General features: G+C 73.4%; 19 protein-coding genes, 1 other RNA gene and 2 pseudogenes. 20 read left to right on the top strand and 2 right to left on the bottom strand.

Features of this window, described 5'->3' with window-relative positions:
- The first annotated feature begins 56 nt into the window (after positions 1–56).
- The 3 genes and pseudogenes from KCH_RS39620 (at position 57) to prfB (ending at position 4,412) form a co-directional block, all read left to right on the top strand.
- Positions 57–1,893, top strand: a pseudogene (locus tag KCH_RS39620) (serine/threonine-protein kinase).
- 130 nt (positions 1,894–2,023) lie between these two features.
- Positions 2,024–3,274, top strand: a complete 1,251-nt coding sequence (locus tag KCH_RS14265; RefSeq protein WP_051653072.1) for a serine/threonine-protein kinase — start codon at positions 2,024–2,026, stop codon at positions 3,272–3,274.
- Positions 3,275–3,308: 34 nt separating this feature from the next.
- Positions 3,309–4,412, top strand: a complete 1,104-nt coding sequence (gene prfB, locus KCH_RS14260; RefSeq protein WP_035872025.1) for a peptide chain release factor 2 — start codon at positions 3,309–3,311, stop codon at positions 4,410–4,412.
- Positions 4,413–4,484: 72 nt separating this feature from the next.
- Here the strand turns inward: prfB and KCH_RS14255 are convergent, their stop codons facing one another.
- The gene (locus KCH_RS14255; protein WP_035863163.1) at positions 4,485–4,673 is read right to left on the bottom strand and encodes a hypothetical protein; all 189 of its coding nucleotides are present in this window, start codon (positions 4,671–4,673) and stop codon (positions 4,485–4,487) included.
- A 261-nt stretch (positions 4,674–4,934) separates the two neighbouring features.
- On the opposite strand from KCH_RS14255, the gene ftsE reads away from it, so the two are divergent.
- From ftsE to KCH_RS14205, 11 genes are all read left to right on the top strand, one after another.
- Positions 4,935–5,624: a cell division ATP-binding protein FtsE gene (ftsE, locus tag KCH_RS14250; protein ID WP_035863161.1), complete on the top strand. Its 690-nt coding sequence runs from the start codon at positions 4,935–4,937 to the stop codon at positions 5,622–5,624.
- Between the two features lie 11 nt (positions 5,625–5,635).
- Positions 5,636–6,544, top strand: coding sequence for a permease-like cell division protein FtsX (ftsX, locus tag KCH_RS14245; protein ID WP_035863159.1), 909 nt, complete (start codon positions 5,636–5,638; stop codon positions 6,542–6,544).
- Between the two features lie 35 nt (positions 6,545–6,579).
- The gene (locus KCH_RS14240) at positions 6,580–7,701 is read left to right on the top strand and encodes a S41 family peptidase (RefSeq protein WP_035863156.1); all 1,122 of its coding nucleotides are present in this window, start codon (positions 6,580–6,582) and stop codon (positions 7,699–7,701) included.
- A gap of 44 nt (positions 7,702–7,745) precedes the next feature.
- On the top strand, positions 7,746–8,222 hold the full coding sequence (smpB, locus tag KCH_RS14235; protein ID WP_035863154.1) for an SsrA-binding protein SmpB: 477 nt from the start codon (positions 7,746–7,748) through the stop codon (positions 8,220–8,222).
- Positions 8,223–8,304: 82 nt separating this feature from the next.
- Complete coding sequence (locus KCH_RS14230; RefSeq protein ID WP_035863151.1) at positions 8,305–9,567, top strand: alpha/beta hydrolase; 1,263 nt, start codon at positions 8,305–8,307, stop codon at positions 9,565–9,567.
- Positions 9,568–9,697: 130 nt separating this feature from the next.
- Positions 9,698–10,076, top strand: a transfer-messenger RNA (tmRNA) gene (gene ssrA, locus KCH_RS38625).
- Between the two features lie 185 nt (positions 10,077–10,261).
- Entirely contained in the window at positions 10,262–11,632 is a 1,371-nt protein-coding gene (locus tag KCH_RS14225; RefSeq protein ID WP_035863150.1) for a nitrate/nitrite transporter, read from the top strand.
- Between the two features lie 178 nt (positions 11,633–11,810).
- Positions 11,811–12,950 (top strand): uroporphyrinogen-III synthase, encoded by a 1,140-nt coding sequence (locus KCH_RS14220; protein WP_035863149.1) that lies wholly within the window; start codon positions 11,811–11,813, stop codon positions 12,948–12,950.
- Between the two features lie 106 nt (positions 12,951–13,056).
- Complete coding sequence (locus KCH_RS14215) at positions 13,057–15,357, top strand: HelD family protein (protein ID WP_035863148.1); 2,301 nt, start codon at positions 13,057–13,059, stop codon at positions 15,355–15,357.
- 330 nt (positions 15,358–15,687) lie between these two features.
- Positions 15,688–17,163 (top strand): NAD-dependent malic enzyme, encoded by a 1,476-nt coding sequence (locus KCH_RS14210; RefSeq protein WP_035863146.1) that lies wholly within the window; start codon positions 15,688–15,690, stop codon positions 17,161–17,163.
- A gap of 438 nt (positions 17,164–17,601) precedes the next feature.
- A complete protein-coding gene (locus tag KCH_RS14205) occupies positions 17,602–17,883 on the top strand; it encodes an HU family DNA-binding protein (protein WP_030459611.1) in 282 nt (93 codons plus the stop codon).
- Positions 17,884–17,955: 72 nt separating this feature from the next.
- Here the strand turns inward: KCH_RS14205 and murA are convergent, their stop codons facing one another.
- The gene (murA, locus tag KCH_RS14200) at positions 17,956–19,311 is read right to left on the bottom strand and encodes a UDP-N-acetylglucosamine 1-carboxyvinyltransferase (RefSeq protein ID WP_035863142.1); all 1,356 of its coding nucleotides are present in this window, start codon (positions 19,309–19,311) and stop codon (positions 17,956–17,958) included.
- A 218-nt stretch (positions 19,312–19,529) separates the two neighbouring features.
- On the opposite strand from murA, the gene KCH_RS14195 reads away from it, so the two are divergent.
- From KCH_RS14195 to KCH_RS14170, 6 genes and pseudogenes are all read left to right on the top strand, one after another.
- Positions 19,530–20,108, top strand: coding sequence for a YqgE/AlgH family protein (locus KCH_RS14195; RefSeq protein WP_035863140.1), 579 nt, complete (start codon positions 19,530–19,532; stop codon positions 20,106–20,108).
- Between the two features lie 59 nt (positions 20,109–20,167).
- Positions 20,168–20,443, top strand: a complete 276-nt coding sequence (locus KCH_RS14190) for a DUF3039 domain-containing protein (RefSeq protein ID WP_030459614.1) — start codon at positions 20,168–20,170, stop codon at positions 20,441–20,443.
- Between the two features lie 69 nt (positions 20,444–20,512).
- Positions 20,513–22,135, top strand: coding sequence for a beta-N-acetylhexosaminidase (locus KCH_RS14185; RefSeq protein ID WP_035863137.1), 1,623 nt, complete (start codon positions 20,513–20,515; stop codon positions 22,133–22,135).
- Positions 22,136–22,346: 211 nt separating this feature from the next.
- Positions 22,347–23,241: pseudogene (locus KCH_RS14180) on the top strand (FAD binding domain-containing protein).
- Positions 23,238–23,948, top strand: coding sequence for a (2Fe-2S)-binding protein (locus KCH_RS46035; protein ID WP_035863135.1), 711 nt, complete (start codon positions 23,238–23,240; stop codon positions 23,946–23,948). Before KCH_RS14180 ends, KCH_RS46035 begins: the two are co-directional and overlap by 4 nt.
- A gap of 429 nt (positions 23,949–24,377) precedes the next feature.
- The gene (locus KCH_RS14170) at positions 24,378–26,696 is read left to right on the top strand and encodes a xanthine dehydrogenase family protein molybdopterin-binding subunit (protein ID WP_035863133.1); all 2,319 of its coding nucleotides are present in this window, start codon (positions 24,378–24,380) and stop codon (positions 26,694–26,696) included.
- The last annotated feature ends 36 nt before the right edge of the window (positions 26,697–26,732 follow it).

The following is a 26,732-nucleotide window of genomic DNA, read 5'->3' as shown; positions in this document are numbered from 1 at the left end:
GAGTGCCGGAACGCGGCCCCGGCAGCGGGCGCCGGGTGACCGAACGGAGTGCACAGGTGCGGCCTGTCGGCAGCAAGTACTTGCTCGAGGAGAGCCTCGGACGCGGAGCGACCGGCACGGTCTGGCGCGGCCGGGTGCGCGAGGACGCCGCCGTGCCGGGCCTGCAGCCCGGCCAGGCGGTCGCGGTGAAGGTCCTGCGCGAGGAGCTCGCCGCCGACCCGGACGTGGTGATGCGCTTCCTCCGCGAGCGCTCCGTCCTGCTGCGCCTCACCCACCCCAACATCGTGCGCACCCGCGACCTGGTCGTCGAGGGCGAGCTGCTCGCCCTGGTGATGGACCTGATCGACGGCCCCGACCTGTACCGCTACCTGCGCGAGTCCGGCCCGCTGTCGCCGATCGCCGGCTCGCTGCTGATGGCGCAGATCGCCGACGCGCTGGCCGCCAGCCACGCCGACGGCGTCGTGCACCGCGACCTGAAGCCCGCCAACGTGCTGCTGGCCACCCTGGCCGTGGACGGCGGCGAGCGGATGCACCCGATGCTCACCGACTTCGGCATCGCCCGGCTCGCCGACTCCCCGGGCATCACCCGCACCCACGAGTTCGTCGGCACCCCCGCCTACGTCGCCCCGGAGTCCGCCGACGGCCGCCCGCAGACCGCCGCGGTCGACGTCTACGGTGCCGGCATCATGCTGTACGAACTGGTCACCGGCCGCCCGCCGTTCCAGGGCGACAACCCGATGGCGATCCTGCAGGCGCACCTGGCGCAGGAGCCGCAGCGCCCCCGCACCATGCCCGAGCCGCTGTGGACGGTCGTCGAGCGCTGCCTGCGCAAGGACCCGGCCGAGCGGCCCACCGCCGTCTCGCTGGCCGAGGCGCTGCGGGTGGTCGCGGCCGGCGTCGGCGTGCACTCCTCCCCGGCCGCCGTGGACGCCGCCCTGTCGGTCGGCTCGCTGCTGGTGCCCGACCCGGCGCTCGCCCCGCAGCGCCCGCCGGCCACGACGCCACCCTCGGCGGCGCCGGCTACGATCCGGCCGCCGCCACCCAGGTCATGACGCACCGTCAGGCCGTCCCGGGCGCCGAGGACCGCACCCAGCTGATGAGCCCCCAGCCGCCGGCGCCGCCCGCCGACCGGACCCGGGTGATGCCCTCGATGCCCGCCGCGGAGCCCCCGCGCAGCCGGACGGCCCGCACCCCTGGCAGACCCAGATGCAGGCCGCCCGGGACCGCAACGAGCAGACCCGGATCGGCTGGTTCGAGCCGGAGGACCTGGCCGACCCGCAGGTCGCGCCCCGCCCGTACCAGGCCGGCCAGTACCCGCCGCCCGGCGGCCGCCCGCCGGTCGCCCCGCCGCCGTACCAGGCGCAGCAGCCGCACCCGCAGCAGCAGCCCGGCGGCGGCCGGTACGCCCAGCCGCAGGGCCCGTACCAGCCGCAGCCCGGCCGGCACCCGCAGCAGGGCGGCCAGCAGGGCGGCGGCCAGTACCCGCAGGGCCGCGGCGGCCGCCCGCCGGTCGCGCCGCCGCCGTACCAGGCGCAGCAGCCGCACCCGCAGCAGCAGCCCGGCCCGCCGCCCGGCCACGACGGCCGGCCGCAGGGCCACGGGGCGCCGCAGCGCCGGGCCGAGCCGGCCCCGCCGCGCCGCCAGGAGCCGCCGTACCGGGAGCCGGAGCCGGCCCGCGAGCGGGCGCGCGAGCCGCGCGGCCGCAGCCGCAACCGGATGTGGATCCCGGGCCTGGGCTGCGCGAAGGGCTGCCTGCTGGTGCTGGTGGTGCTGGCGCTCGGCTGCCTGGCGCTGTGGAAGTTCACGCCGCTGCCGCACTACTGGGACAACGTGGTGGGCTGGTTCGACTCGGCGTCGGCCTGGATCAGCAGCCACACCGGCAACTCGAATTGACGCTTTGTCGACAATCCCGCGAAATTCCACCGGATCGGAACCTCTGCGGGGGCCCTCCACGGCCCCCGCAGACCCCTCGGCCGCGTAGGTTGTTCGTCGAGCACCGACCTCACGAGCCCACGGAGCAGCATTGGCACGCAAGATCGGCAGCCGGTACACGGTCCACCAGGTGATCGGCCGCGGCTCGGCCGGCACGGTGTGGCTCGGCGAGGGCCCGGACGGGCCGGTGGCGGTGAAGCTGCTGCGCGAGGACCTGGCCGCCGACCAGGTCCTGGTCGGCCGCTTCGTCCAGGAGCGCACCGCGCTGACCTGCCTCGACCACCCGCACGTGGTCGGGGTGCACGACATGGTGGTCGACGGCAGCGACCTCGCCCTGGTCATGGACCTGGTCCAGGGCACCGACCTGCGCACCCGCCTGGAGCGCGACGGCGTGCTCGCCCCGCTGGTCGCCGCCTCGGTGATCGCCGACGTCGCCGACGGCCTGGCCGCCGCGCACGCCGCCGGCATCGTCCACCGCGACGTCAAGCCGGAGAACGTGCTGCTCGACCTCGCCGCCCCGGCCGGGCCCGGCGGCGCCCCGCGCGCCAAGCTCACCGACTTCGGCATCGCCCGCCTGGTCGACGCCCCCCGCCGCACCCGGGCCACCCGGATCATCGGCACCCCCGACTACCTCGCCCCCGAGATCATCGAGGGCCTGGAGCCGCGCGCCGCCGTCGACATCTACGCCCTCGCCACCGTGCTGTACGAACTGCTCACCGGGGCCACCCCGTTCGGCGGCGGCCACACCGGCGCGGTGCTGCGCCGGCACGTCACCGAGAACGTCCCCCCGGTCGACGGCATGCCGGACGGCCTGTGGCGGATCATCTCCGAATGCCTGGCCAAGGCCCCCGCCTCCCGGCTGCGGGCCGCCGAACTCGCCTCCCGGCTGCGCGAACTGCTGCCCGAACTGGCCGGCGTCGGCCCGCTCGCGGTGCCCGCGCAGCGCACCGCCACCGAGGAGGCGCCCACCCCCGGCGAGGCCGTCTACGCCGAGGTGGACGCCGGCCGCGGCGCCCACCGCCGCCGCCGCGGCCCCGCCGTGCCGCTGGTGCCCGGCCCCACCCCCGACTCCACCCGAGACACCCACACCAGCCTGCGCCGCCCCTCCGCCCAAGAGCTCGCCTCCTACGCGGAGGAGTCCCGGGCCCAGCGCACCCAGCCCGCCGCCGGAACCCACCGCCGCACCCGCGCCCAGCTGATCCGCCGCCGCCGCACCCTGGCGGTGCTGATCGCCGTGATCCTGCTGCTCGCCGGGGCCGCCGCCGCCTGGACGGCGTTCGCCGCCGAACCGCCCGCGGCCACCGCGATCGGCGTGCACACCACCTGGCACCCCCGGTTGTAGCCGAGCCCCCCCGCCGAACCATTACCCTTGTGGCGTGGCAGCCGTCGATCCTTCCGAAGAGCTCAAGAACCTCGACTCGACCATGGCGTCGATCGAGGCAGTCCTCGACCTGGACAAGATCCGGGCCGACATCGCGACCCTGGAGGAGGAGGCAGCCGCCCCCACCCTGTGGGACGACGTCGCGAACGCGCAGAAGGTCACCAGCCGGCTCTCCTTCCTCCAGGGCGAGCTGCGCAAGGTGGAGAACCTGCGCGGCCGGGTCGAAGACCTGGGCGTCCTGTTCGAACTCGCCGAGGCCGAGGACGACGCGGACACCCGCGTCGAGGCCGAGGCCGAGCTCGAATCCGTCAAGAAGGCCGTCGAGGAGCTGGAGGTGCGCACCCTGCTCTCCGGCGAGTACGACGCCCGCGAGGCCCTCGTCAACATCCGTGCCGAGGCGGGCGGCGTGGACGCCGCCGACTTCGCCGAGCAGCTGATGCGCATGTACCTGCGCTGGGCCGAGCGGCACGGCTACCCGACCGAGGTCTACGACACCTCGTACGCCGAAGAAGCCGGCATCAAGTCCGCGACCTTCACCGTCAAGGCCCCCTACGCGTACGGCACCCTCTCCGTCGAGCAGGGCACCCACCGCCTGGTCCGCATCTCCCCGTTCGACAACCAGGGCCGCCGGCAGACCTCCTTCGCCGGCGTCGAGGTCCTCCCCGTCGTCGAGCAGTCCGACCACGTCGACATCGACGAGAACGACCTGCGCATCGACGTCTACCGCGCGTCCGGCCCCGGCGGCCAGGGCGTCAACACCACCGACTCCGCGGTCCGCATCACCCACCTCCCCACCGGCGTGGTGGTCTCCTGCCAGAACGAGCGCTCGCAGATCCAGAACAAGGCCTCGGCGATGAACGTCCTCCAGGCCAAGCTGCTGGAGCGGCGCCGCCAGGAGGAGCGCGCGGCGATGGACGCGCTCAAGGACAGCGGCAGCTCCTGGGGCAACCAGATGCGCTCCTACGTCCTGCACCCGTACCAGATGGTCAAGGACCTGCGCACCGAGCACGAGGTCGGCAACCCGCAGTCGGTCCTGGACGGCGACATCGACGGCTTCATCGAAGCCGGCATCCGGTGGCGCAAGCAGCGCGAGAGCTGAGCCGTCCGCCGGTAAAGCAATGAGGAAGGGCCCCACCGCCGAGCGGTGGGGCCCTTCTCGTCGGGTCTCGGGTCAGCGCGCCAGCAGCGCGAGCAGGAGGACCGCGGCGCACAGGACGGCCAGCAGGACCGCCGGGCTGAGTGCGGCGAACGGCCCGTGCTGCTCCTGCTGGAGCCGGGCGCGGTTGGCGCGGCACACCGGGCAGCGGCCGTCGACGACGCGGCCGTTGCAGTTGGCGCACACCAGTTGGTCGCAGGTCATGCGATCTCCTCCTTGCTGCATAGCCAACGTGCCGGAGGCGGCTTCGGTTCCGACTCCCTACCACTCTGCCAGGTTCGGGACACCTCGGCCCCCGGAGGGGAAGGGTTACCGATCTGTGACGTACCTCGCAATTTCCGCTCCGAACCGGAACCGCACCTGACCAAACTGCGGTCGGTAGGCGGCCGGTCACTGCGGGTGCGCATGGGCATCGCGTAAGGTCACTGGCTCCGATCCACCTAGGATGGCCCCCGTGATGCAGCCGTGATCAGATTCGACAACGTCTCCAAGACCTATCCCAAGCAGAACCGTCCGGCCCTGGACAACGTCTCGCTGGAGATCGAGAAGGGCGAGTTCGTCTTCCTGGTCGGTTCGTCCGGTTCGGGCAAGTCGACGTTCCTGCGCCTGTGCCTGCGCGAGGAGCGCCCGTCCACCGGCGCGGTCCACGTGCTCGGCAAGGACCTGGGCAAGCTGTCCAACTGGAAGGTGCCGCACATGCGCCGCCAACTGGGCACCGTCTTCCAGGACTTCCGCCTGCTGCCGAACAAGACCGTGGGGCAGAACGTCGCGTTCGCCCTGGAGGTCATCGGCAAGCCGAAGAGCGCCATCAACAAGGTGGTGCCCGAGGTGCTCGACCTGGTCGGCCTCGGCGGCAAGGAGGACCGGATGCCCGGCGAGCTGTCGGGCGGTGAGCAGCAGCGCGTGGCGATCGCCCGGGCGTTCGTGAACCGGCCGATGCTGCTGATCGCCGACGAGCCCACCGGAAACCTCGACCCGCAGAACTCGGTCGGGATCATGAAGCTGCTGGACCGGATCAACCGGACCGGCACCACCGTGCTGATGGCCACCCACGACCAGGCGATCGTCGACCAGATGCGCAAGCGCGTCATCGAGCTCGACAAGGGCCTGCTGGTCCGCGACCAGGCCCGCGGCGTCTACGGATACCAGAGCTAGAAGAGAGAAGCATGCGCGCCCAGTTCGTTCTGTCGGAGATCGGCGTCGGTCTCCGCCGCAACCTGACCATGACGATCGCCGTCGTGGTCAGTGTCGCGCTCTCGCTCGCCCTCGCCGGTGCCTCGCTGCTCGTCCGCGACCAGGTCAACTCCATGAAGGACTACTGGTACGACAAGGTCGAGGTCAGCATCTACTTCTGTGCGAAGGCGGACCACAACTCGCCCCAGTGCGCGAGCGGAGCGGCCACCAACGACCAGATCCAGCAGGTCAAGTCCGAGTTGGACAAGCTGACCCCGCTGGTGCAGAGCGCCACCTTCGAGACCCCGAACGAGGCGTACCAGCACTTCAAGGAGTCCAACCCGGACAACCCGCTGCTCGCGGCGGTCGGTCCGGACGCGATGCCGGCGTCCTGGCGGGTCAAGCTGAACGACCCGACCAAGTACGACGTGATCCAGAGCCAGTTCGCGGGCAAGCCCGGCGTCAAGTCGGTCGAGGACCAGCGGAAGATCCTGGAGAACCTGTTCGGCCTGCTGCGCGGCCTGCAGACCGCCGCCTTCGTGATCATGACGCTGATGCTCTGCGTGGCCCTGCTGCTGATCGTCAACACCGTCCGGGTGTCCGCGTTCAGCCGCCGCCGCGAGACCGGCATCATGAGGCTCGTCGGCGCGTCCAACTTCTACGTGCAGATGCCGTTCATCGCGGAGGCCGCGTTCGCCGCGCTGCTCGGCGCGGGCCTGGCCTCGCTGCTGCTGCTGGGCGGACACTTCTTCGTCCAGGGCTGGCTGGCCAAGAAGGTGCTGTTCATCCACTTCATCGGCCTGTCCTCGGTGTTGGCGGTCATTCCGCTGATGGTCGTGGTCGGCATGGCGATGGCCGGCATCGCGGCGTTCTTCACCCTCCGGAAGTACCTGAAGGTCTGACGGTCCGTCGCCGCCGAGGCCCTAGACTCGGCGGCATGCCGACTGCGCCGCGAGTACGCCAGGGGATGACGCTCGGGCTGGTGTTCGGCGCCGTGCTGTTCGCCGGCGCCGCATCAGGGGCCTGGGGCGAGCCGATCGGTTCGCCCCGGGCCCCTTCGTCGTCCGACGGGCTCCGCGGCGCCGACCTGACCGGCGCCGACCTGAGCCCGCAGGAGGCCCGGCAACTGGTGGGCGCCAGCGGCGACCGGTGGGCGGCCTACCTCAGCCCGCAGCAGTACCGGGACTTCACCGGCGGCCGCTACCCGGGCGTCGGACTGTCCGTCGGCCGCAGCGCCGACGGCCCCACCGAGGTGGCCGAGGTGCTGCCCGGCTCGCCCGCCGCCCGGGCCGGCATCACCGCGGGGGAGCGGCTGGTCACCGTCGACGGCGTCCCCGCCGAGGAACTGCCGGTCACCGAGGTGGTGTCCCGGCTGCGCGGCGGACCGGCCGGCAGCGCGGTCGCGCTCGGCGTGCAGGGCGAGGACGGGCCGGTGCGCGAACTCCGCCTGACCCGGGCCGAACTGGCCGCCCGCGAGGTGGAGACCGACCGCCCCCGCCCGGGGGTCGCGCGGATCGCCGTGCACGCCTTCACCGAGGGCGTGGCCGACCAGGTGCGCGCCGCCGCGGCCGGCGCCCGCGGCGTGGTGCTCGACCTGCGCGGCAACTCCGGCGGCCTGGTCGAGGAGGCCGTCGGCGTCGCCTCGGTGTTCCTCGACGGCGGCCCGGTCGCCAGCTACCAGGTGCACGGCGAGCAGCGCGAACTGACCGCCGCCGCCGGCGGCGACACCGCCGTCCCGCTGGTGGTGCTGGTCGACGGCGGCACCATGAGCGCCGCCGAACTCCTGGCCGGCGCGCTGCAGGACCGCTCCCGGGCGGTCCTGGTCGGCGCACGCACCTTCGGCAAGGGCACCGTCCAGCAGCCCAGCCGGCTCGCCGACGGCTCGGTGCTCGAACTCACCGTCGGCCGCTACCGCACCCCCGCCGGCGGCTCCCCGGACGGCACCGGCGTGCAGCCCGACGTCCCCGCCCCGGCCGGCGACGAGGACGGGGCCGAGACCCTCGCCCTGAAGGTGCTGGACGGGCTGAGCCCCGCCGACCAGGAGCCCGCCGCGCCGTAAAGGGGCTGCCGAGGCCGCCCCCGAGGTGCGAGAATGACGGAGCTATGGCAAAGGAAACGGGCAAGAAGCTGGTCGCGCAGAACAAGAAGGCGCGGCACGAGTACACCATCCTCGACACCTACGAGTGCGGCATGGTGCTCACCGGAACCGAGGTCAAGTCGCTCCGCGAGGGCCGGGCCAACCTGGTCGACGGCTACGCGTACATCCAGGGCGGCGAGGCCTGGATCGACAACGTCTTCATCCCCGAGTACACCCAGGGCACCTGGACCAACCACTCGGCCCGCCGCAAGCGCAAGCTGCTGCTGCACAAGATGGAGATCCGCAAGATCGAGTCCAAGGCCAAGGAGACCGGCCACACCCTGGTCCCGCTGTCCCTGTACTTCAAGGACGGCCGCGCCAAGCTCGAAATCGCCCTCGCCGTCGGCAAGAAGCTCTACGACAAGCGGCAGACCCTGCGCGAGCGCCAGGACCGCCGCGAGTCCGACCGCGCCGTGGCCGCGGCCCGCCGCCGGCAGGGCTGAACCGCGGCTTGAGCCGACGTCAGGTCAAGGGCGTGCCACCCCGGTTGCGTGCGGTGACCGGACGTTTCCGTACGATCTCCGGGTGGACTCCTCACTGCTGAGCGGCTGGCTCCCCTGGACCTTGCGCATTCTGGCCCTCGCGGCCGTGGGTGCGGCGGCGGTCCGGGTCAGCCCGTTCTGGTTGCGCCGCCGGCTCCCGTGGGTCGCCGGCGGGGCCCTCCTGGGCACCGGCCTGATCGCCATCCTGGTGGCGCTGTTCGGCGACGTCCAGGACGAGCTGCCGGTCGGGCTGTGGTTCTGGGTGTTCTGCGCCCTGCTGGCCGTCGGCACCATGGCGTTCGGCCTCCAGCACGCCCGCTGGTGGAACATGGCCGCCGTGCCGGTGGCCGCCGCGCTGGCCCTGGTCTGCGGCGCCAACTCGCTGAACGCCGCCACCGGTTACTACCCGAGCGTGGACGTCGCGCTGGCCGACCTGGCGGGCGCGCCGGTGCCGCAGCAGATGAGCCTCGACCAGGCGCTCGTCACGGTCGGCAAGGCCACCGAGGGCCGGGTCGTCGCGGTCGACATCCCGGCGGTGCCGAGCGGCTTCCAGCACCGCGAGGAGATGGTCTACCTGCCGCCGGCCTGGTTCAAGAGCAAGGTCCGCCCGCAGCTGCCGGTGGTGGAGATGATCGGCGGCCAGTACATGGCGCCGAGCAACTGGATCCGGGTCGGCAACGCGGTGCAGACCGCCGACGCGTACGCCGCCGCGCACGACGGCTACGCCCCGGTGCTGGTCTTCGTGGACGCCACCGGCGGCTTCAACGCCGACACCGAGTGCGTCAACGGCCCGGCCGGCAAGGCCCAGGACCACCTGGTCAAGGACATCCCGCAGTACGTCGTGAAGACCTTCGGCACCGCCTCCGGCCCGCACGCCTGGGCGGCGGCCGGCTGGTCGATGGGCGGCACCTGCGCCCTCGACCTGGCCGTCGTCCACCCCGACGTGTTCGGCCACTTCGTCGACATGGCCGGCGACCTCGGACCGAACACCGGCAGCAAGCAGAACACCATCTCCCAGCTCTACGGCGGCGACGCCGCGGCCTGGGCCGCCAACGACCCGCTGACGGTGCTGCGCGGCAAGCACGGCGACTACAGCGCCTCCTCCGGCCTGTTCATGGTCGGCGACACCGAGGCCGGCCACATCGCCAACGCCAAGGAACTCGACCGGGCCACCAACGCGGCCGGCCTGAAGACCCGGGTCGAGATCCACCCCGGCAAGCACGACTGGCAGTTCGGCGCCTTCGCGTTCAAGCAGTCGCTGCCCTGGCTGGCCCGGGAGCTCGCCCTGCCGGGCGCCACCGGCTGACCCGCGGCCGGGAGGAGCCCGTCGGCCGCCGCTCGTTAATGCGCTGGACCCTTGACGGGCCGCCCGAGTACTATGGCAGCGCATCACCCGGAGGGCCCCGCCCGCCGGGAGCTGTTTGTCAAATCAACATGGGGATGATCGGTTTCGACAGTGGCAGTCGAAACAGGAGAAGCGAGCCGAGGAACGCGGCAATGATCTCGTTAACCACGTGTCGCAAAAAAATAATCGCCAACTCTAAGCGCGATTCCCAGCAGTTCGCTCTCGCTGCCTGATCAGCGAAAGTGAATGGGTGTCAGCCCGGGGCGTTCCCGACCCGGATCCTGGCATAATCTAGGGAACTCAACCTTCCACCCCGGCCGCGGGGGTGGCGGGGAAATCAAACAGTGGCTGGGCCTGTTGGCGGCTTGTCCGCGTGACCGCCAGGGCCGAGAAAATCACAGCGGACTGCGCTCGGAGAAGTCCTGAATCCTCTCCACTGGACCCGGGTTCGATTCCCGGCATCTCCACCACCCCATGTGCATCGCAGAGCCGTCCTCCATCCGGAGGACGGCTCTTCGTGTGTCCCGGGCCCTCACACCCCGGCCCGGGTCCGGGTGAACAGACGGTCAAGAACCCTTCACATCGCACCACGGATCCGAAACGGTGGACTCCTAGCGTCAGTGGCACAGGCCTACGGCACTCGGAGGAGCAGCCCATGAACGGCACCACCACGAACAGCAGGACGGGCGGGCGTTGGATCCGCCACTGGGATCCGGAGGACCCGGAGTTCTGGGAAAGCACAGGACGCCGCACCGCCCGCCGCAATCTGGTCTTCTCGGTGCTCTCCGAACACATCGGCTTCTCGATCTGGAGCCTCTGGTCGGTGATGGTGCTGTTCATGGGCCCGGAGTACGGAATCGACCCGGCCGGGAAATTCTTCCTGGTCGCCGTTCCCACCCTGGTCGGCTCCTTCGTCCGCATCCCCTACACCGTGGCGGTCGCCCGCTTCGGCGGCCGGAACTGGACGGTGGTCTCCGCGCTGCTGCTGCTCGCGCCCACGCTGGCCGCCGCGTACGTGATGCACCCCGGCACCTCGTACCGGACGTTCCTGCTGGTCGCCGCGCTCACCGGGGTCGGCGGCGGCAACTTCGCGTCCTCGATGACCAACATCAACGCCTTCTACCCGGCCCGGCACAAGGGCTGGGCGCTCGGCGTGAACGCCGGCGGCGGCAACGTCGGCGTGCCGGTGATCCAGCTGGTCGCGCTCGCCGTGATCGGCCTGGCGGGCGCCGGGCACCCGCGGCTGGTGCTCGCCGTCTACCTGCCGCTGATCGTGCTGGCCGCGCTGTGCGCCGCCCTGTTCATGGACAACCTCGCGCCGGTGAAGGCCGACACGGGGGCGATCGCCGCCGTGGTTCGGGAGAAGCACACCTGGCTGATGTCGGCGCTGTACATCGGCACCTTCGGCTCGTTCATCGGGTTCTCGTTCGCGTTCGGCCTGGTGCTGCAGAACCAGTTCGGCCGCACCGCCCTGCAGGCAGCCCAACTCACCTTCCTCGGGCCGCTGCTGGGCTCGCTGGCCCGCCCGCTCGGCGGGAAGCTCGCCGACCGGTGGGGCGGCGCCCGGATCACGCTGTGGAACTTCGCCGCGATGGCCGCCGCCGCCGGCACCGTCACCTGGGCGTCGGCGATCCGCTCGCTGCCGCTCTTCCTCACCGGGTTCGTCGCGCTGTTCGCGCTCGCCGGCCTCGGCAACGGCTCCACGTACAAGATGATCCCCGGCATCTTCGACGCCAAGGCGCAGGACCTGATCGCCGACGGCACCACCCCCGCCGACGCCGCCGCCTGGTCGCGCCGGATGTCCGGCGCCGCGATCGGCGTGATCGGCGCCGTCGGCGCGCTCGGCGGACTCTTCATCAACCTCGCCTTCCGCGAGTCCTTCCGCACCGTGCACACCGGCACCCCGGCGTTCGTCACCTTCCTCGCCGCCTACGCCGCCTGCTCCCTGCTCACCTGGGCGGTCTACCTGCGCCGCCCCGCCGCCGCCCCGCACGGCGCCGACGCGCCCGCCCCCGCCAGGGTCTGACCCGCCGTCACGCCCCCGGGCCGGGCCGCGAAACACGCCGGACACCCGCCCGACCCGGGGGCGTCACCCCGCACGGCGACGATGGATCACCCACCCACCACCCGACCGCGCCGCCGCACACCCGGCCGAGGACCCGCCGGGAACACCCCCGGGCGGCGCACCGAAGGACTGCCGCCGCATGGCCGACCCCGTCGACCCCGTCGACCCCGCCACCCCCGCCGCCGGACCGCTGGCCGGCTGGACCGTCGGCATCACCGCCGCCCGCCGCGCCGACGAACTCGCCGCCCTGCTCGAACGCCGCGGCGCCGACGTGCTGCGCGCCCCCGCGCTGCGGATCGTCCCGCTCGCCGACGACGGCGACCTGCTGGAGGCCACCCGCGCCCTGATCGCCGACCCGCCCGACCTCGCCGTCGCCACCACCGGCATCGGCTTCCGCGGCTGGCTGGAGGCCGCCGACGGCTGGGACCTCGGCGAGGAGCTGCGGGCCGCCCTCGGCCGGGCCTCGGTGCTCGCCCGCGGACCCAAGGCCAAGGGCTCGATCCGCGCCGCCGGGCTGCGCGAATCCTTCTCCGCCGCCACCGAGTCCTCCGCCGAGGTGCTCTCCCACCTGCTCGCGGAGGGCGTCGAGGGCCGCCGGATCGCCGTCCAGCTGCACGGCGCCCCGCTGGCCGGCTTCGTCGAGTCGCTGCGCACCGCCGGCGCGGAAGTGGTCGAGGTGCCCGTCTACCGCTGGCTGCCGCCCGTCGACACCGGCCCGCTGGACCGGCTGATCGACGCGGTCTGCGCGGGCGCCCTGGACGCCGTCACCTTCACCTCCGCACCCGCCGCCATCGGCCTGCTGGACCGCGCCGCCGCCCGCGGCCGCACCGGCGAGCTGCTGACCGCGCTGCGCCGCGAGGTGCTCGCGGTGTGCGTCGGCCCGGTCACCGCCGCCCCGCTGGAGGCGCACGACATCCCCGTCGTGTGGCCGGAGCGGATGCGGCTGGGCGCGATGGTGCAGACCCTCACCGCCGCGCTGCCGGAGCGGGCCCGCACCTTCCCGGTGGCCGGCCACACCCTCGAACTGCGCGGCCGGGCCGCCGTCGTCGACGGCCGGCTGCGCCCCGTCCCGCCCGCCGGAATGGCGCTGCTGCGGGCGCTCGCCCGGCACCCCGGCTGGGTGGTGGCGCGCGCCGACCTGCTGCGGGTGCTGCCCGGCAGCGGCGGCGACGAGCACGCCGTGGAGAGCGCGATGGCCCGGCTGCGGCAGGCGCTCGGGGTGCCCGGACTGATCACCACGGTGGTGAAACGGGGCTACCGGCTGACCCTCGACCGCTGACCGGCCCCCCGCCGGTGCGCCCGGGGGCGGGGCGGCCCTCGTCTGCGGAACAGTTCATCCCGTAAGATCGTCCGTCCGCCTTTTTCTCCGCACCTCTGGGGGCTCCTTGGGCGCGCACGGCTCTGCCGAGCACCACACCGACACTGTCCGCGACCGCGAGATCGCGGCGGAGCAGCAGCATCTCGACACCGTCTACCGGCGGCTGGAGGAGAAGCTCGCCGAGGCGGAGTACATCCTGGAGGACGCCGCCAAGCGCGTGCACGTCGGCACCCCCGGCGCGCTCGCCGAGCGCGACGCCCAGGTGTACCGCGCCGGCGCCCACCTGCAGCGGCTGAACAACGAGTTCGAGGACTTCCTGTTCGGGCGCATCGACCTCCAGCAGGCCGATGCCCCCGAGGAGCACGGGATCCCCTCGCAGACGCCGATGGACCCGGCCGACCCGGCGGTCGCCGAGAGCCTGCACATCGGCCGGCTCGGCGTGCTCGACGCCGAGTTCGGCCCGCTGGTCATCGACTGGCGGGCCCCGGCCGCCGCCCCGTTCTACCGGGCGACGCCGCTGGAGCCGGGCCGGGTGATCCGCCGCCGGGTGATCCGCTCCAAGGGCCGCAAGGTCATCGGCGTCGAGGACGACCTGCTGCGCCCCGACCTGACCCCGACCCTGGACGGCGAGGAACTCGCCGTGGTCGGCGACGGCGCGCTGATGGCCACCCTGGGCCGGGCCCGCGGCCACACGATGCGCGACATCGTCTCGTCCATCCAGAAGGAGCAGGACGAGGTGATCCGGGCCGCTGCGGCCGGCGCCACCCTGGTCACCGGCGGCCCCGGCACCGGCAAGACCGCCGTCGCCCTGCACCGCGCCGCGTTCCTGCTCTACCAGGACCGCCGCCGGTACGCGGGCGGCATCCTGGTGGTCAGCCCGACGCCGCTGCTGGTCTCCTACACCGAGGGCGTGCTGCCCTCGCTCGGCGAGGAGGGCCAGGTCGCGATCCGCGCGGTCGGCAGCCTGGTCGACGGCGTCGAGGCGACCCGCTACGACAGCCCCGAGGCGGCCCGGATCAAGGGCTCCTCGCGGATGGTGCAGCTGCTGCGCCGGGCCGCCCGCGCGGCCCTGGAGCTGGGCGCGCCGACCGAGCTGAAGGTGTTCGCCCGCGGCCGGGCGCTGCGGCTGGACGCCGGCCGGCTCAAGTCGGTGCGCGGCAACGTGGTGGGCGGCGGCGGCACCCCGCTGAACCTGCTGCGTCCGCGCGCCCGCCGCCTGCTGCTGGACGCGCTCTGGTCGGAGGCGGTCCGCGACCTGCCGAAGCCGGTCAGCCACGCGGAGCGCGAGCAGCGCCAGGAGGAGCGCGAGTCCTTCGACGAGTACGTGTCCGACGAGGCGCCGTTCCTGGAGTTCCTGGACGCCTGGTGGCCGGCCGTCACCCCGCGCCGGGTGCTGGCCACGCTGCGCCAGCACCGGCACACCAACCGGATCGCCCGCCGCGCCGTCACCCCGGACGAGGCCCGCCTGCTGGCGGCGTCCTGGCGGCACCTGGACGACCGCGGCGCCGGCGAGCTGACCGCGCACGACGTGGCGCTGGTCGACGAGCTGCAGGTGCTGCTCGGTGAGCCGGCCCGTCCGAAGGTCCGCGAGGTCGACGCGATCGACCTGCTGACCGGCCTGGACGAGGTCACCACGTACGGCGAGCGGGCCTACGGCCGGCGCGAGCGCGAGCGCGTCCCCGAGGAACGCCGCGAGTACGCGCACGTGATCGTCGACGAGGCGCAGGACCTCACCCCGATGCAGTGGCGAATGATCGGCCGCCGCTCCCGGATGGCGACCTGGACCATCGTCGGCGACCCGGCGCAGTCCTCCTGGCCGTTCCCGGAGGAGGCGCAGGCCGCGATGGACGAGGTGCTGGCGGGCAAGCCGCGCCGCCGCCACACGCTGACCGTGAACTACCGCAACCCGGCGGAGATCGCCGAGGTGGCGGCGAAGGTGCTGGCGCTGGCCGCGCCGGGCACCCCGTCGCCGAGCGCGGTCCGGGCGACCGGCGTGCAGCCGCGGTTCGCGGCGGTCCGGGAGACCGACCCGGCGTCCTTCGGCAAGGCCGCCCGGGCCGAGCTGGAGCGGCTGCTGGACGAGGTCGACGGCACGGTCGCGGTGGTCGTCCCGATGGACCGCCGGGCGGAGGCCGCGTCCTGGGCCGAGGGCCTGGGCGAGCGGGTGGTGGCGCTGGGCAGCCTGGAGGCGAAGGGCCTGGAGTACGACGCCACGGTGGTCGCCGACCCGACCGGCATCGCCGGCGAGTCCGAGGCGGGCCTGCGGGTGCTGTACGTGGCGCTGACCCGCGCCACCCAGCGGCTCACGGTGCTGTCCGGCCCGGACGACCTGCCGGACGCGGCCGGCGTGCCCGCGCTGCTGAAGTAGCCGGGGACGCGAAAGGCCCCCCACCCGGAGGTGGGGGGCCTTTCGTGCAGCTGAACACCGACCCGCCATGCTCGCCTCGCGGCAAGTGGTCCCTCGAAGGGACGAAGGTTGGGCCCGGGGGCTTGGATCGAGCCGGTGCCGTTCCAATGTAACGCATCCGCGCCGACGGGCAAGGAGGCCGTCGTGCCGGGCCTGGGAGGTTTGTCGGATCCGCACACTCAATGAACGTTATTTCTGGCAAGCCCCCGGTTGGTGCGACGATCGAGACCTAGCATGCTGCGCGATTGCCGGGCCGGTCACGGCCCGCTGATTCTAGGAAGAAGGACGTCGATGGCGACGGTGCCCAGTGTCTCGAACTCGATCACGGTCCGGTTGGAGGTGCCGGCCACCGGCAACGCGGTGAGCTCCATCACCACCGCGGTCGAGTCCTCCGGCGGCTCGGTCACCGGTCTGGACGTCACCGCGTCCGGCCTGGAGGCGCTGCGCATCGACGTCACCGTGGCCGCCTCCTCGGTGGCGCACGGCCAGGAGATCGTCGAGAAGCTCCGGGCGATCGACGGCGTCAGCATCGGCAAGGTCTCCGACCGCACCTTCCTGATGCACCTCGGCGGCAAGATCGAGATGTCCTCGAAGCTGCCGATCCGCAACCGCGACGACCTCAGCATGATCTACACCCCCGGCGTGGCCCGGGTGTGCATGGCGATCGCCGAGAACCCGGAGGACGCCCGCCGCCTGACCATCAAGCGCAACTCGGTCGCGGTGGTCACCGACGGCTCCGCGGTGCTCGGCCTGGGCAACATCGGCCCGAAGGCCGCGCTGCCGGTGATGGAGGGCAAGGCGGCGCTGTTCAAGCGCTTCGCCGGCATCGACGCGTGGCCGCTCTGCCTGGACACCCAGGACGCCGACGAGATCGTGGCGATCGTCAAGGCCATCGCCCCGGGCTTCGCCGGCATCAACCTGGAGGACATCTCCGCCCCGCGCTGCTTCGAGATCGAGGCCCGGCTGCGCGAGGCCCTGGACATCCCGGTCTTCCACGACGACCAGCACGGCACCGCGATCGTGGTGCTGGCGGCGCTGACCAACGCGCTGAAGGTGGTCGGCAAGGAGATCGGCGACATCCGCGTGGTGATGAGCGGCGCCGGTGCCGCCGGCACCGCGATCCTCAAGCTGCTGATGGCCGCGGGCGTCGCGCACGCCACCGTGGCGGACGTCCAGGGCGTGGTCCACCTGGGCCGCGGGGACCTGAACGAGAACCTGCGCTGGATCGCCGAGAACACCAACCGCTCCGGCCGCACCGGCACCCTCAAGGAGGCCGTGGCCGACGCCGACGTGTTCATCGGCGTCTCCGCCCCGAACGTGCTGGACGGCGACGACCTGGCCACCATGGCCGAGGACGCGATCGTCTTCGCGCTGGCCAACCCGGACCCGGAGGTCGACCCGGCGGTGGCCCGGCAGACCGCCGCGGTGGTTGCTACCGGCCGCAGCGACTTCCCGAACCAGATCAACAACGTGCTGGTCTTCCCGGGTGTCTTCCGCGGCCTGCTGGACGCCCAGTCCAGCAGCGTCGACACCGAGATGATGCTGGCCGCCGCCCGGGCGCTGGCCACCACCGTCGCCGACGACGAGCTGAACCCGAACTACATCATCCCCAGCGTGTTCCACCCGGGCGTCGCCAAGACCGTCGCCGCGGCCGTCCGGGACGCCGCCGTGGCGGCCCGTGGCGACGCGGAGACGGCCCCCGCGAGGCCCACCCCGGGCATCGTCGGAACGCTCGACACCGCCGCGTTCCCGGCCGTTCAGCTCTGAGCCGGTGAGCGACCGGCACGCTCGCCGCGCCCGGATTGCGGCGAACGTGCCGGATCCCTTGCGACACAAGGGCAAGGGGCGTGTTTGGGCTTGTCGGTGCCAAGGCGTACCGTAGCCCTGCGACGGGGTGGCGTGTCCGACAAGTACGGAACGTCCCCGGTTGTGCCACGGCGTGTCGTCCCGGCCGCCGCCCGCCCCGGACACCCCGGAGCCGACGGAGCGTCATACCTCTGTCCGGCGGGCGCTGTTCGGGTCAACCACGCCGGTGCCCGATTGGCTTTCTCAGTGCCGGTCGGGGCAGGATTCGTACCCAGGCGGGCAGTTTGCGGCGCTTCGCGGTGCGAGCCCGGCCCCTGACCACCCCTCGCCTGAACGAGCACCGTTCGCGGACCGGCCATGCCTCCGCGCACGGCAGAGCAACAGACCACAGGAGTACACATGAACCGCAGTGAGCTGGTGGCCGCGCTGGCCGAGCGTGCCGAGGTGACCCGCAAGGACGCCGACGCCGTGCTGGCGGCCTTCGCCGAGATCACCGGCGAGGTCGTCGCCAAGGGCGACGAGAAGGTCACCATCCCCGGTTTCCTGACCTTCGAGCGCACCCTGCGCGCTGCCCGCACCGCCCGCAACCCGCAGACCGGCGAGCCGATCCAGATCGCCGAGGGCTACAGCGTCAAGGTCAGCGCCGGCTCGAAGCTGAAGGAAGCCGCGAAGGGCAAGTGACCCTCCGCTGAACGCACCGGTGGCCGGCCTCCCCTCGGGGAGGCCGGCCACCGGCTTTTCACGGGCCCGGCGTCAGGCGGTCAGGCCGACCTCGACCGGCTCGGCCTCGGACGGCAGCTCGATGTGCGCGCCCAGGTCGCGGAGCTTGTCCATGAAGTTCTCGTAGCCGCGGTTGATCAGGTCGATGCCGTGCACCGTCGAGGTGCCCTCGGCGGCCAGCGCCGCGATCAGGTACGAGAAGCCGCCGCGCAGGTCCGGGATGACCAGCTCGGCGCCCATCAGCTTGGACGGGCCGGAGACCACCGCGGAGTGGTTGAAGTTGCGCGCCCCGAACCGGCACGGGGTGCCGCCCAGGCACTCCCGGTACAGCTGGATGTGCGCGCCCATCTGGTTCAGCGCCCCGGTGAAGCCCAGCCGCGACTCGTACACCGTCTCGTGCACGATCGACAGGCCGGTGGCCTGGGTCAGCGCCACCACCAGCGGCTGCTGCCAGTCGGTCTGGAAGCCCGGGTGGACGTCGGTCTCCAGGGCGATCGCCTTGAGCTCGCCGCCCGGGTGCCAGAACCGGATGCCCGCGTCGTCGATCTCGTAGGCGCCGCCGACCTTCCGGAAGGTGTTCAGGAAGGTCATCATCGGGATCTGCTCGGCGCCCCGGATGTAGATGTCGCCCTTGGTGGCCAGCGCCGCGCAGGCCCACGAGGCGGCCTCCAGGCGGTCCGGCAGCGCCCGGTGGGTGTAGCCGTCCAGCTCGTCCACACCGGTGATCAGGATGGTGCGGTCGGTGCCCATCGAGATGATGGCGCCCATCTTCTGCAGCACGCAGATCAGGTCGACGATCTCCGGCTCGATCGCGGCGTTGCGCAGCTCGGTGACGCCCTCCGCCAGCACCGCGGTCAGCAGCACCTGCTCGGTCGCGCCGACCGACGGGTACGGCAGCTCGATCTTGGTGCCGCGCAGCCGCTGGGCGGCGACCAGGTAGGTGCCCTGCGGGTGCTTCTCGATGGTGGCGCCGAACTGGCGCAGCACCTCGAAGTGGAAGTCGACCGGCCGGCCGCCGATGTCGCAGCCGCCGAGACCCGGGATGAACGCGTGGCCGAGCCGGTGCAGCAGCGGGCCGCAGAACAGGATCGGGATGCGCGAGGAGCCGGCGTGCGCGTCGATGTCCGCCACGTTGGCGCTCTCGACGTGCGAGGGGTCGAGGATCAGCTCGCCCTCCTCGTCGCCGGTGCGGACGGTGACCCCGTGCAGCTGCAGCAGGCCGCGGACGACCTTGACGTCCCGGATGTCCGGCACGCTGCGCAGTCTGCTGGGGCCCTGGCCGAGCAGCGCGGCGACCATGGCCTTGGGGACCAGGTTCTTGGCGCCGCGGATCTGGATCTCGCCTTCGAGCGGGTTTCCGCCGTGGACCAGCAGGACGTCGTCGGTCATCGTTCTCGCAATCCGGGTGCGCAGGGGAGGTTTCTGGCTGCGGAGCTGAGGGAACGGCCCTTCGCCACCTCATAGATGGTAGAGGGTGGGCGATTGGTTCCCGTGTGCCCTATTGGTGATCATGCTGTAAGGGGTGCTTCGCGGCACCGCCATTGCGCCGGACGGGTGGCCCTGCCGACGGCCCGCCGGGTGTCCGCGGCGGCCCGACGGGGGGCATCATGGCAGGCATGGAAGCGGCCCCCTCGCTCACCGGCCGACTGCTCGTGGCGACACCCGTGCTGACGGACCCGAACTTCGCCAGGGCGGTCGTCCTGCTGCTCGACCACGACGCCCAGGGGGCGCTCGGCGTGGTCCTCAACCGGCCCACCCCGGTGGACGTGGCCGCGGTGCTGGACGGCTGGGCGTCGCTCACCGGCGACCCCGCGGTGGTGTTCCAGGGCGGCCCGGTGGCGCTCGACTCGGCGCTGGCGATCGCGGTGGTGCCCGGCGAGGAGACCCACCCGGCGCCGCTGGGCTGGCGGCGGGTGCACGGCGCGATCGGCCTGGTCGACCTGGAGGCCCCGCCGCAGGTGCTGGCCGGGGTGCTCGGCGCTATGCGGGTGTTCGCCGGCTACTCCGGCTGGTCGCCCGGCCAGCTGGAACGGGAGATCGCCGAGGGCGCCTGGTACCCGGTGGAGTGCGAGGCCGGCGACGTCTCCTGCATCGAGCCGGACCGGATGTGGCGCTCCGTGCTGCGCCGCCAGCGCGGCCCGCTGGCGATGCTCGCCACCTACCCGGACGACCCCACCCTGAACTGACCGCGGCCGCGTCCCGCATGGTGGCCCCCTTCCGGGCGACCCCCATAGACTTGGCACCCATGAGCACTCTTGAGCCCGAGCGCGGCCTCGGCACCGGCACCCTGGTCGAGCCCGTCCCGCAGACTTCGCACGGGGACGGCGACCACGAGCGCTTCGCCCACTACGTCCAGAAGGACAAGATCATGGAGAGCGCGCTCTCCGGGTCCCCCGTGGTGGCGCTGTGCGGCAAGGTCTGGGTGCCCGGCCGCGACCCGAAGAAGTACCCGGTCTGCCCGATGTGCAAGGAGATCTTCGACGGGCTGAACAACCCGGGCGGGGACGACAAGAAGGACTGACCCGCACCTGCGGGAACGGCCCCCGAGTGGTCTATGCCAATCGGGGGCGATCGGGGCAGGATGAGGCGCATGGACCTCATCCCTGCCCCGTTGCACGTCCAGACCCCCGACGACGCCGCCCCCTTCGTGCTGGACGCCGGCACCCGGATCGCCGCCGCCCCCGGCACCGAGGGCGTCGCCCGCCGGCTGCGCGCCGAGCTGTCCGCCGCCACCGGCTTCGACCTCGACCCCGCGCCCGCCGGGCAGGCCGGCGGCCTGCTGCTCGCGCTCGACGAGACCCTCGCCGCCGAGGAGTACCGGCTGAGCGCCGACGCCGGCGAGGTGCGGCTCACCGCCGGCGGCCCCGCCGGCCTGTCGCACGCCGCGCAGACCCTGCGCCAGCTGCTCGGCCCCGCCGCGTACCGCACCGCCCCGCTGCCCGGCGCGAGCTGGACGGTGCCCGCGGTGGAGATCCACGACGCGCCCCGGTTCGGCTGGCGCGGCGCGCTGCTCGACGTCTCCCGGCACTTCATGCCCAAGGCCGGCGTGCTGCGGTTCATCGACCAGCTCGCCGCGCACAAGCTGAACGTCCTGCACTTCCACCTGACCGACGACCAGGGCTGGCGGATCGAGATCAAGCGCTACCCGGAGCTCACCGGGACCGCCGCCTGGCGCGAGCGCTCGATGGTCGGCTACCGGGCCGGCGGGCGGCGCGACGACCAGCCGCACGGCGGCTACTACACCCAGGACGACCTGCGCGAGATCGTCGCCTACGCCGCCGCCCGGCACATCACCGTCGTCCCCGAGGTCGACCTGCCCGGCCACAACCAGGCCGCCGTCGCCGCCTACCCCGAGCTCGGCAACACCGACGTGGTCGACACCGCCGCGCTCGGCACCTGGACCGACTGGGGCGTCAGCGAGAACATCCTGAACCCCTCCGAGGCCACCCTGCGGTTCTACGAGCACGTGCTGGAGGAGGTGCTGGAGATCTTCCCCTCCACCTTCGTCCACCTCGGCGGCGACGAGTGCCCCAAGGACCAGTGGAAGGCCAGCCCCGCCGCGCAGGCCCGGATCGCCGAACTCGGCCTGAAGGACGAGTTCGAACTGCAGAGCCACGTCATCCGGCACTTCGACAGCTGGCTGGCCGAGCGCGGCCGCCGCCTGATCGGCTGGGACGAGATCCTGGAGGGCGGCCTCGCCCCCGGCGCCGCCGTCTCCTCCTGGCGCGGCTACGAGGGCGGCATCGCCGCCGCGCAGGCCGGCCACGACGTGGTGATGTGCCCCGAGCAGCACGTCTACCTCGACCACCGGCAGGCCCCCGGCGACGAGGAGCCGATCCCGGTCGGCTGGGTGCGCACGCTGGAGGACGTCTACCGCTTCGAGCCCGTCCCGCCGCAGCTCGACGAGGCCGCCGCCCGGCACGTCATCGGCACCCAGGCCAACATCTGGACCGAGTTCATGTTCGACGGCCGGGACGTCGACTACAAGGTGTTCCCGCGCCTCGCCGCGTTCGCCGAGGTCGCCTGGTCCGACCTGCCGCGCGACCCCGCCGCCCGCGACTGGGCCGGCTTCGAGGCCCGGATGGCCGGCCACTACCCGCGCCTGGACGCGCTCGGCATCGAGTACCGCCGCCCCGACGGCCCGCGTCCCTGGCAGCGCAAGCCCGGCATCGTCGGCCGGCCGATCGACGGCCGCCCCGGCGAGACCTGCTAGGACGTACCGGAACTCCGGACGCGGCCGCCTCGTCAGGATCAGGTGAACAACCGATCACCTGGACATCGACCCGGTCGCGTTCGCGTCCGGAGTTGTCCCGAGTTGGTCGGACCTGTCCGCGGCCCCGGAAATGATCAGCGGTCTTTGTGTGCCAGAGTTGCCCAACCCGCACCGATCGCCCGTACCCTACGGGCGGCAGGCCGCACTGCAAATGGAGCACGGTGGGAACCTGGTGAACCGGACGATCATGATGCCGGCCTCGGTCGACGAGGCGGTCGAAGCGCTGGCCGCCACCCCCGGGGCGGTGCCGGTGGCGGGCGCCACCGACCTGATGGAGGCCGTCAACGGCGGGCGGCTGCGGCCCGCCGCCCTGATCGGACTCGGCCGGATCACCGAACTGCGCGGCTGGCGCTACGAGGACGGCGGCACCGCCGTTCTCGGCGCCGGACTCACCCACGCCCGGATGGACCGCCCCGACTTCGCCGCCCTCATCCCCGCCCTCGCCGACGCCGCCCGCACCGCCGGACCCCCGCAGGTGCGCAACGTCGGCACCCTCGGCGGCAACATCGCCACCGGCGACCCCGCCGGCGACACCCTCCCCGTGCTCGCCGCCCTCGAAGCCACCGCCACCCTCGCCCGGCCCGGCACCGTCCGCGACGTCCCGATCAGCCACCTGCTCACCGGACTCGACCCGCTGCGCCCCGGCGAACTCCTCACCTGGGTGCGGGTGCCGCTGCTGCACGCCCCGCAGGTGTTCCTCAAGTCCACCGGCCGCAGCGGCCCGTCCCGCGCCGCCGCCTCCGTCGCCCTCGTCCTCGACCCCGCCCGGCGCGGCGTGCGCTGCGCCGTCGGCGCCGTCGCCCCGTCCCGCTGCGGCCGCTGGAGGCCGAGAGCTGGGTGGCCGGCTGCATCGACTGGGACGCCCGCGGCCAGGACGGAGCCGTCCTCATCGACCCCGCCGCACTCGCCGCGTTCGGCGAGTACGTGGCCGGCGCCTGCGTCCCCGAAGGCACCGTGCCCGGCGAGGGGCGGCCCTGGCCGCCGCCCGCCTGCGGCGTACCGTAGCCGTGCTGGCCCGCCGGGCGTTGGGAAGGGCGCTGAAGTGACCGACGAACTGCTGAACCACCCCGGGGCGTTCCCCGGCGACGTCCGCCCCACGGCCTCGTACACGCTGCGCGTCAACGGCGTCGAACGGCCCGTCAGCGACGCCTGGATCGGCGAGAGCCTGCTGTACGTGCTGCGCGAGCGCCTCGGCCTGGCCGGCGCCAAGGACGGCTGCGAACAGGGCGAGTGCGGAGCCTGCTCGGTGCAGGTCGACGGACAGCTGGTGAACGGCTGCCTGGTGCCCGCCGCGCTCGCCGCCGACAGCGAGATCAACACCGTCGAGGGCCTGTCCGGCGCGGGCGGCGCCAGCGACGTCCAGCAGGCGCTCGCCGACTCCGGCGCCGTCCAGTGCGGCTACTGCACCCCCGGCATGGCGATGGCCGTCCACGACCTGCTGCAGCGCAACCACCGCCCCAGCGACATCGAGGCCCGCCAGGCGCTCTGCGGCAACCTGTGCCGCTGCACCGGCTACCGGGGCGCACTGGCCGCCGTCCAGGCCGTCGCCGACGCCCGCGAGGCCGCCCTCGAAGCGGAACTCGACGCCGCCGAACAGGCCGCCGCCGGCGCCCCGCACCCGCCGCCGGCGCACCCGCCGCCGAGCCGGCCGCGACGCCCCAGGCCACCGAGCAGTCCTTCGCCGACCTCGCGCTGGCCGGCGAGCTCCCGCTCTACGCCGACTCCGAACTCTGGCACGAAGCCGACCAGTTGATCCCCCCGCCGGCACAGCCCGGCCCGCCGCCGGCTACGGCTACCCGGCCGCCCCGGCCCCGGCCCGGCCGCAGCCCCGCCCCGGCCGGCTGGGAGCCCACCCCGCCCACGGCACCGCGGCCGACGCCGCCGGCTACGGCACCCCCGCCCACGGCACCCCGTACCTGCCCACCCCGCCGCACGGCACCCAGCACCAGGACCCGGGCGTCTACGAGGGCACCCCCGCCCACGGCACCCCGGCGTACGGCGTCCCGCAGCAGGACCACCAGGACCCGGGCGTCTACGACGGCACCCCGCCGCACGGCATCCCGCACCAGGACGCCGGCGCCTACGACGGCACCGTCTACGCCACCGACGGCTACGGACACCAGTACACCGGCTACGACGCCACCCCCGCCCACGGCATCAGGCTCCCCGAGGACGAGAACGCATGACCTCCGCCACCGAGCTCCCGGCGGCCGCCCCCGCGGACGACGAGACCGGCTCCACCGGACTCGGCAGCTCCCCGCTGCGCACCGACGCGCTCCCCAAGGCCCTCGGCATCTACCCGTACGCCGCCGACCTGTGGGCCGAAGGACTGCTCTGGGGCGCCGTGCTGCGCTCCCCGCACCCGCACGCCCGGATCGTCTCCGTCGACACCTCCGCCGCGCTCGCCGTCCCCGGCGTGCACGCCGTCGTCACCGCCGACGACCTGCCCACCGGACCCGATGGCGACCGGGACGGCGCCCCCGCCGGACCCGTCGTCGCCGACCGGCCGGTGCTCGCCTCCGGCGTCGTCCGCCACCACGGCGAACCCGTCGCCGCCGTCGCCGCCGACCACCCCGACACCGCCCGGCTCGCCGCCGCCGCGATCCTGGTCGAGTACGAGGTCCTCGAACCCGTCACCGACCCCGAGGCCGCCTTCCACGCCCCGCCGCTGCACCCCGACGGCAACCTGCTGCGCCACCTGCCGCTGCGCACCGGCGACCCCGACGCCGTCGGCGAGGTCGTCGTCGAGGGCCTCTACCAGGTCGGCCGGCAGGACCCCGCCCCGATCGGCGCCGAGGCCGGCCTCGCCGTGCCCCGCCCCGACGGCGGCGTCGAACTGCACCTCTCCTCCACCGACCCGCACGGCGACCGCGACCGCACCGCCGCCTGCCTCGGCCTCGAACCCGACCGGGTCCGGCTCGTCGTCACCGGCGTGCCCGGCGCCACCAGCGACCGCGAGGACCTGTCCTTCCAGGTCACCCTCGCGCTGCTCGCGCTGCGCACCGGACGCCCCGTCAAGATGACCCTCACCCGCGCCGAGTCCTTCCAGGCGCACACCACCCGGCACCCCGCGCTGCTGCGCTACCGCCACCACGCCGACGCCGACGGCAGGCTGGTCAAGGTCGAGGCGCAGATCCTGCTCGACGGCGGCGCCTACGCCGACGTCTCCGCCGAGGCGCTCGCCGCCGCCGTCGCGTTCTCCGTCGGCCCCTACACCTGCCCCAACGTCTTCGTCGACGCCTGGGCGGTGCGCACCAACAACCCGCCGGCCGGCCGGATGCGCGGCGAGGGCGCGCTGCAGACCTGCTTCGCGTACGAGTCGCAGCTCGACCAGCTCGCCAAGCAGCTCGGCGTCGACCCGCTGGAGATCCGCCGCCGCAACGCGATGTCCACCGGCGACCCGCTGCCCACCGGACAGGCCGTCACCTGCCCCGCGCCGGTCGAGGCACTGCTCGACGCGCTCGCGGACTCCCCGCTGCCCGCCCTCCCGCTGGACGACCCGGAGGCCGACTGGCTGCTGCCCGGCGGACCGGGCGGCGCGGGCGACCCCGGCGCCGTCCGGCGCGGCATCGGCTACGCCGTCGGCATGGTGCACATGCTCGGTGCGGAGGGCGAGGACGAGGTCGCCACCGCGACCGTCCGGGTCTCCGGCGACCACGCCACCGTGATCTGCGCGGCCGTCGACTCCGGCCAGGGCTTCGCCACCCTCGCCCGGCAGATCGTCCAGTCGGTGCTCGGCGTCAGCGAGGTGTACATCGCGCCCGTCGACTCCGACCAGTCCGCGGCCGGCCCCGCCGCCCGCGGCCGGCACACCTGGGTCTCCGGCGGCGCGGTCGAACGGGCCGCGCTGATGGTCCGTCACCAGATGCTCCAGCCGATCGCCGCCGACTTCGGCATGTCCGTCGAACTGCTCACCATCAGCGACGGGAAGATCACCTCGTACGACGGGGTGCTCGGGATGCCGGTCAGCCAGGCGCTCGAAGGCCGCGAACTCTGGGCGACCGCCCAGTGCCGGCCGCACCCCACCGAGCCCCTCGACCCCGAGACCGGGCAGGGCGACGCCTTCGTCTCCATCGCGTTCTGCGCGATGCGGGCCGTCGTCGACGTCGACATCGAACTCGGCGCCGTCCGGGTCGTCGACATGACCGTCGCCCAGGACGTCGGGCGGGCGCTGAACCCCCGTCAGATCGAGAACCGCATCGAGGGCGCCGTCGCCCAGGGCGTCGGACTCGCCCTGCTCGAGAACCTCCGCACCGAGCACGGCGTCCCCCTCAACGCCTCCCTCACCGGCTACCGGCTCCCCACCGCCCTCGACACCCCCGACATCCGGATCGCCGCCCTCCTCGAGGAACGCGACGTGGTCGCCCCCTTCGGCGCGAAGGCCGTCAGCGCGGCCCCCGCCGTCGTCGCCCCCGCCGCCGTCGCCGCCGCCGTCCGCGCCGCCACCGGCCTCCCCGTAGGCCGCCTCCCCATCCTCCCGGAGGACGCCACCCTCGCCTGACAGTGAGGATGTGACGTGGTGATGTTGCCGACGGGT

The sequence above is a fragment of the Kitasatospora cheerisanensis KCTC 2395 genome (genome assembly GCF_000696185.1).
In the GTDB taxonomy this organism is placed as follows: domain Bacteria; phylum Actinomycetota; class Actinomycetes; order Streptomycetales; family Streptomycetaceae; genus Kitasatospora; species Kitasatospora cheerisanensis.
This window is presented reverse-complemented; position numbering and strand designations above follow the sequence as displayed.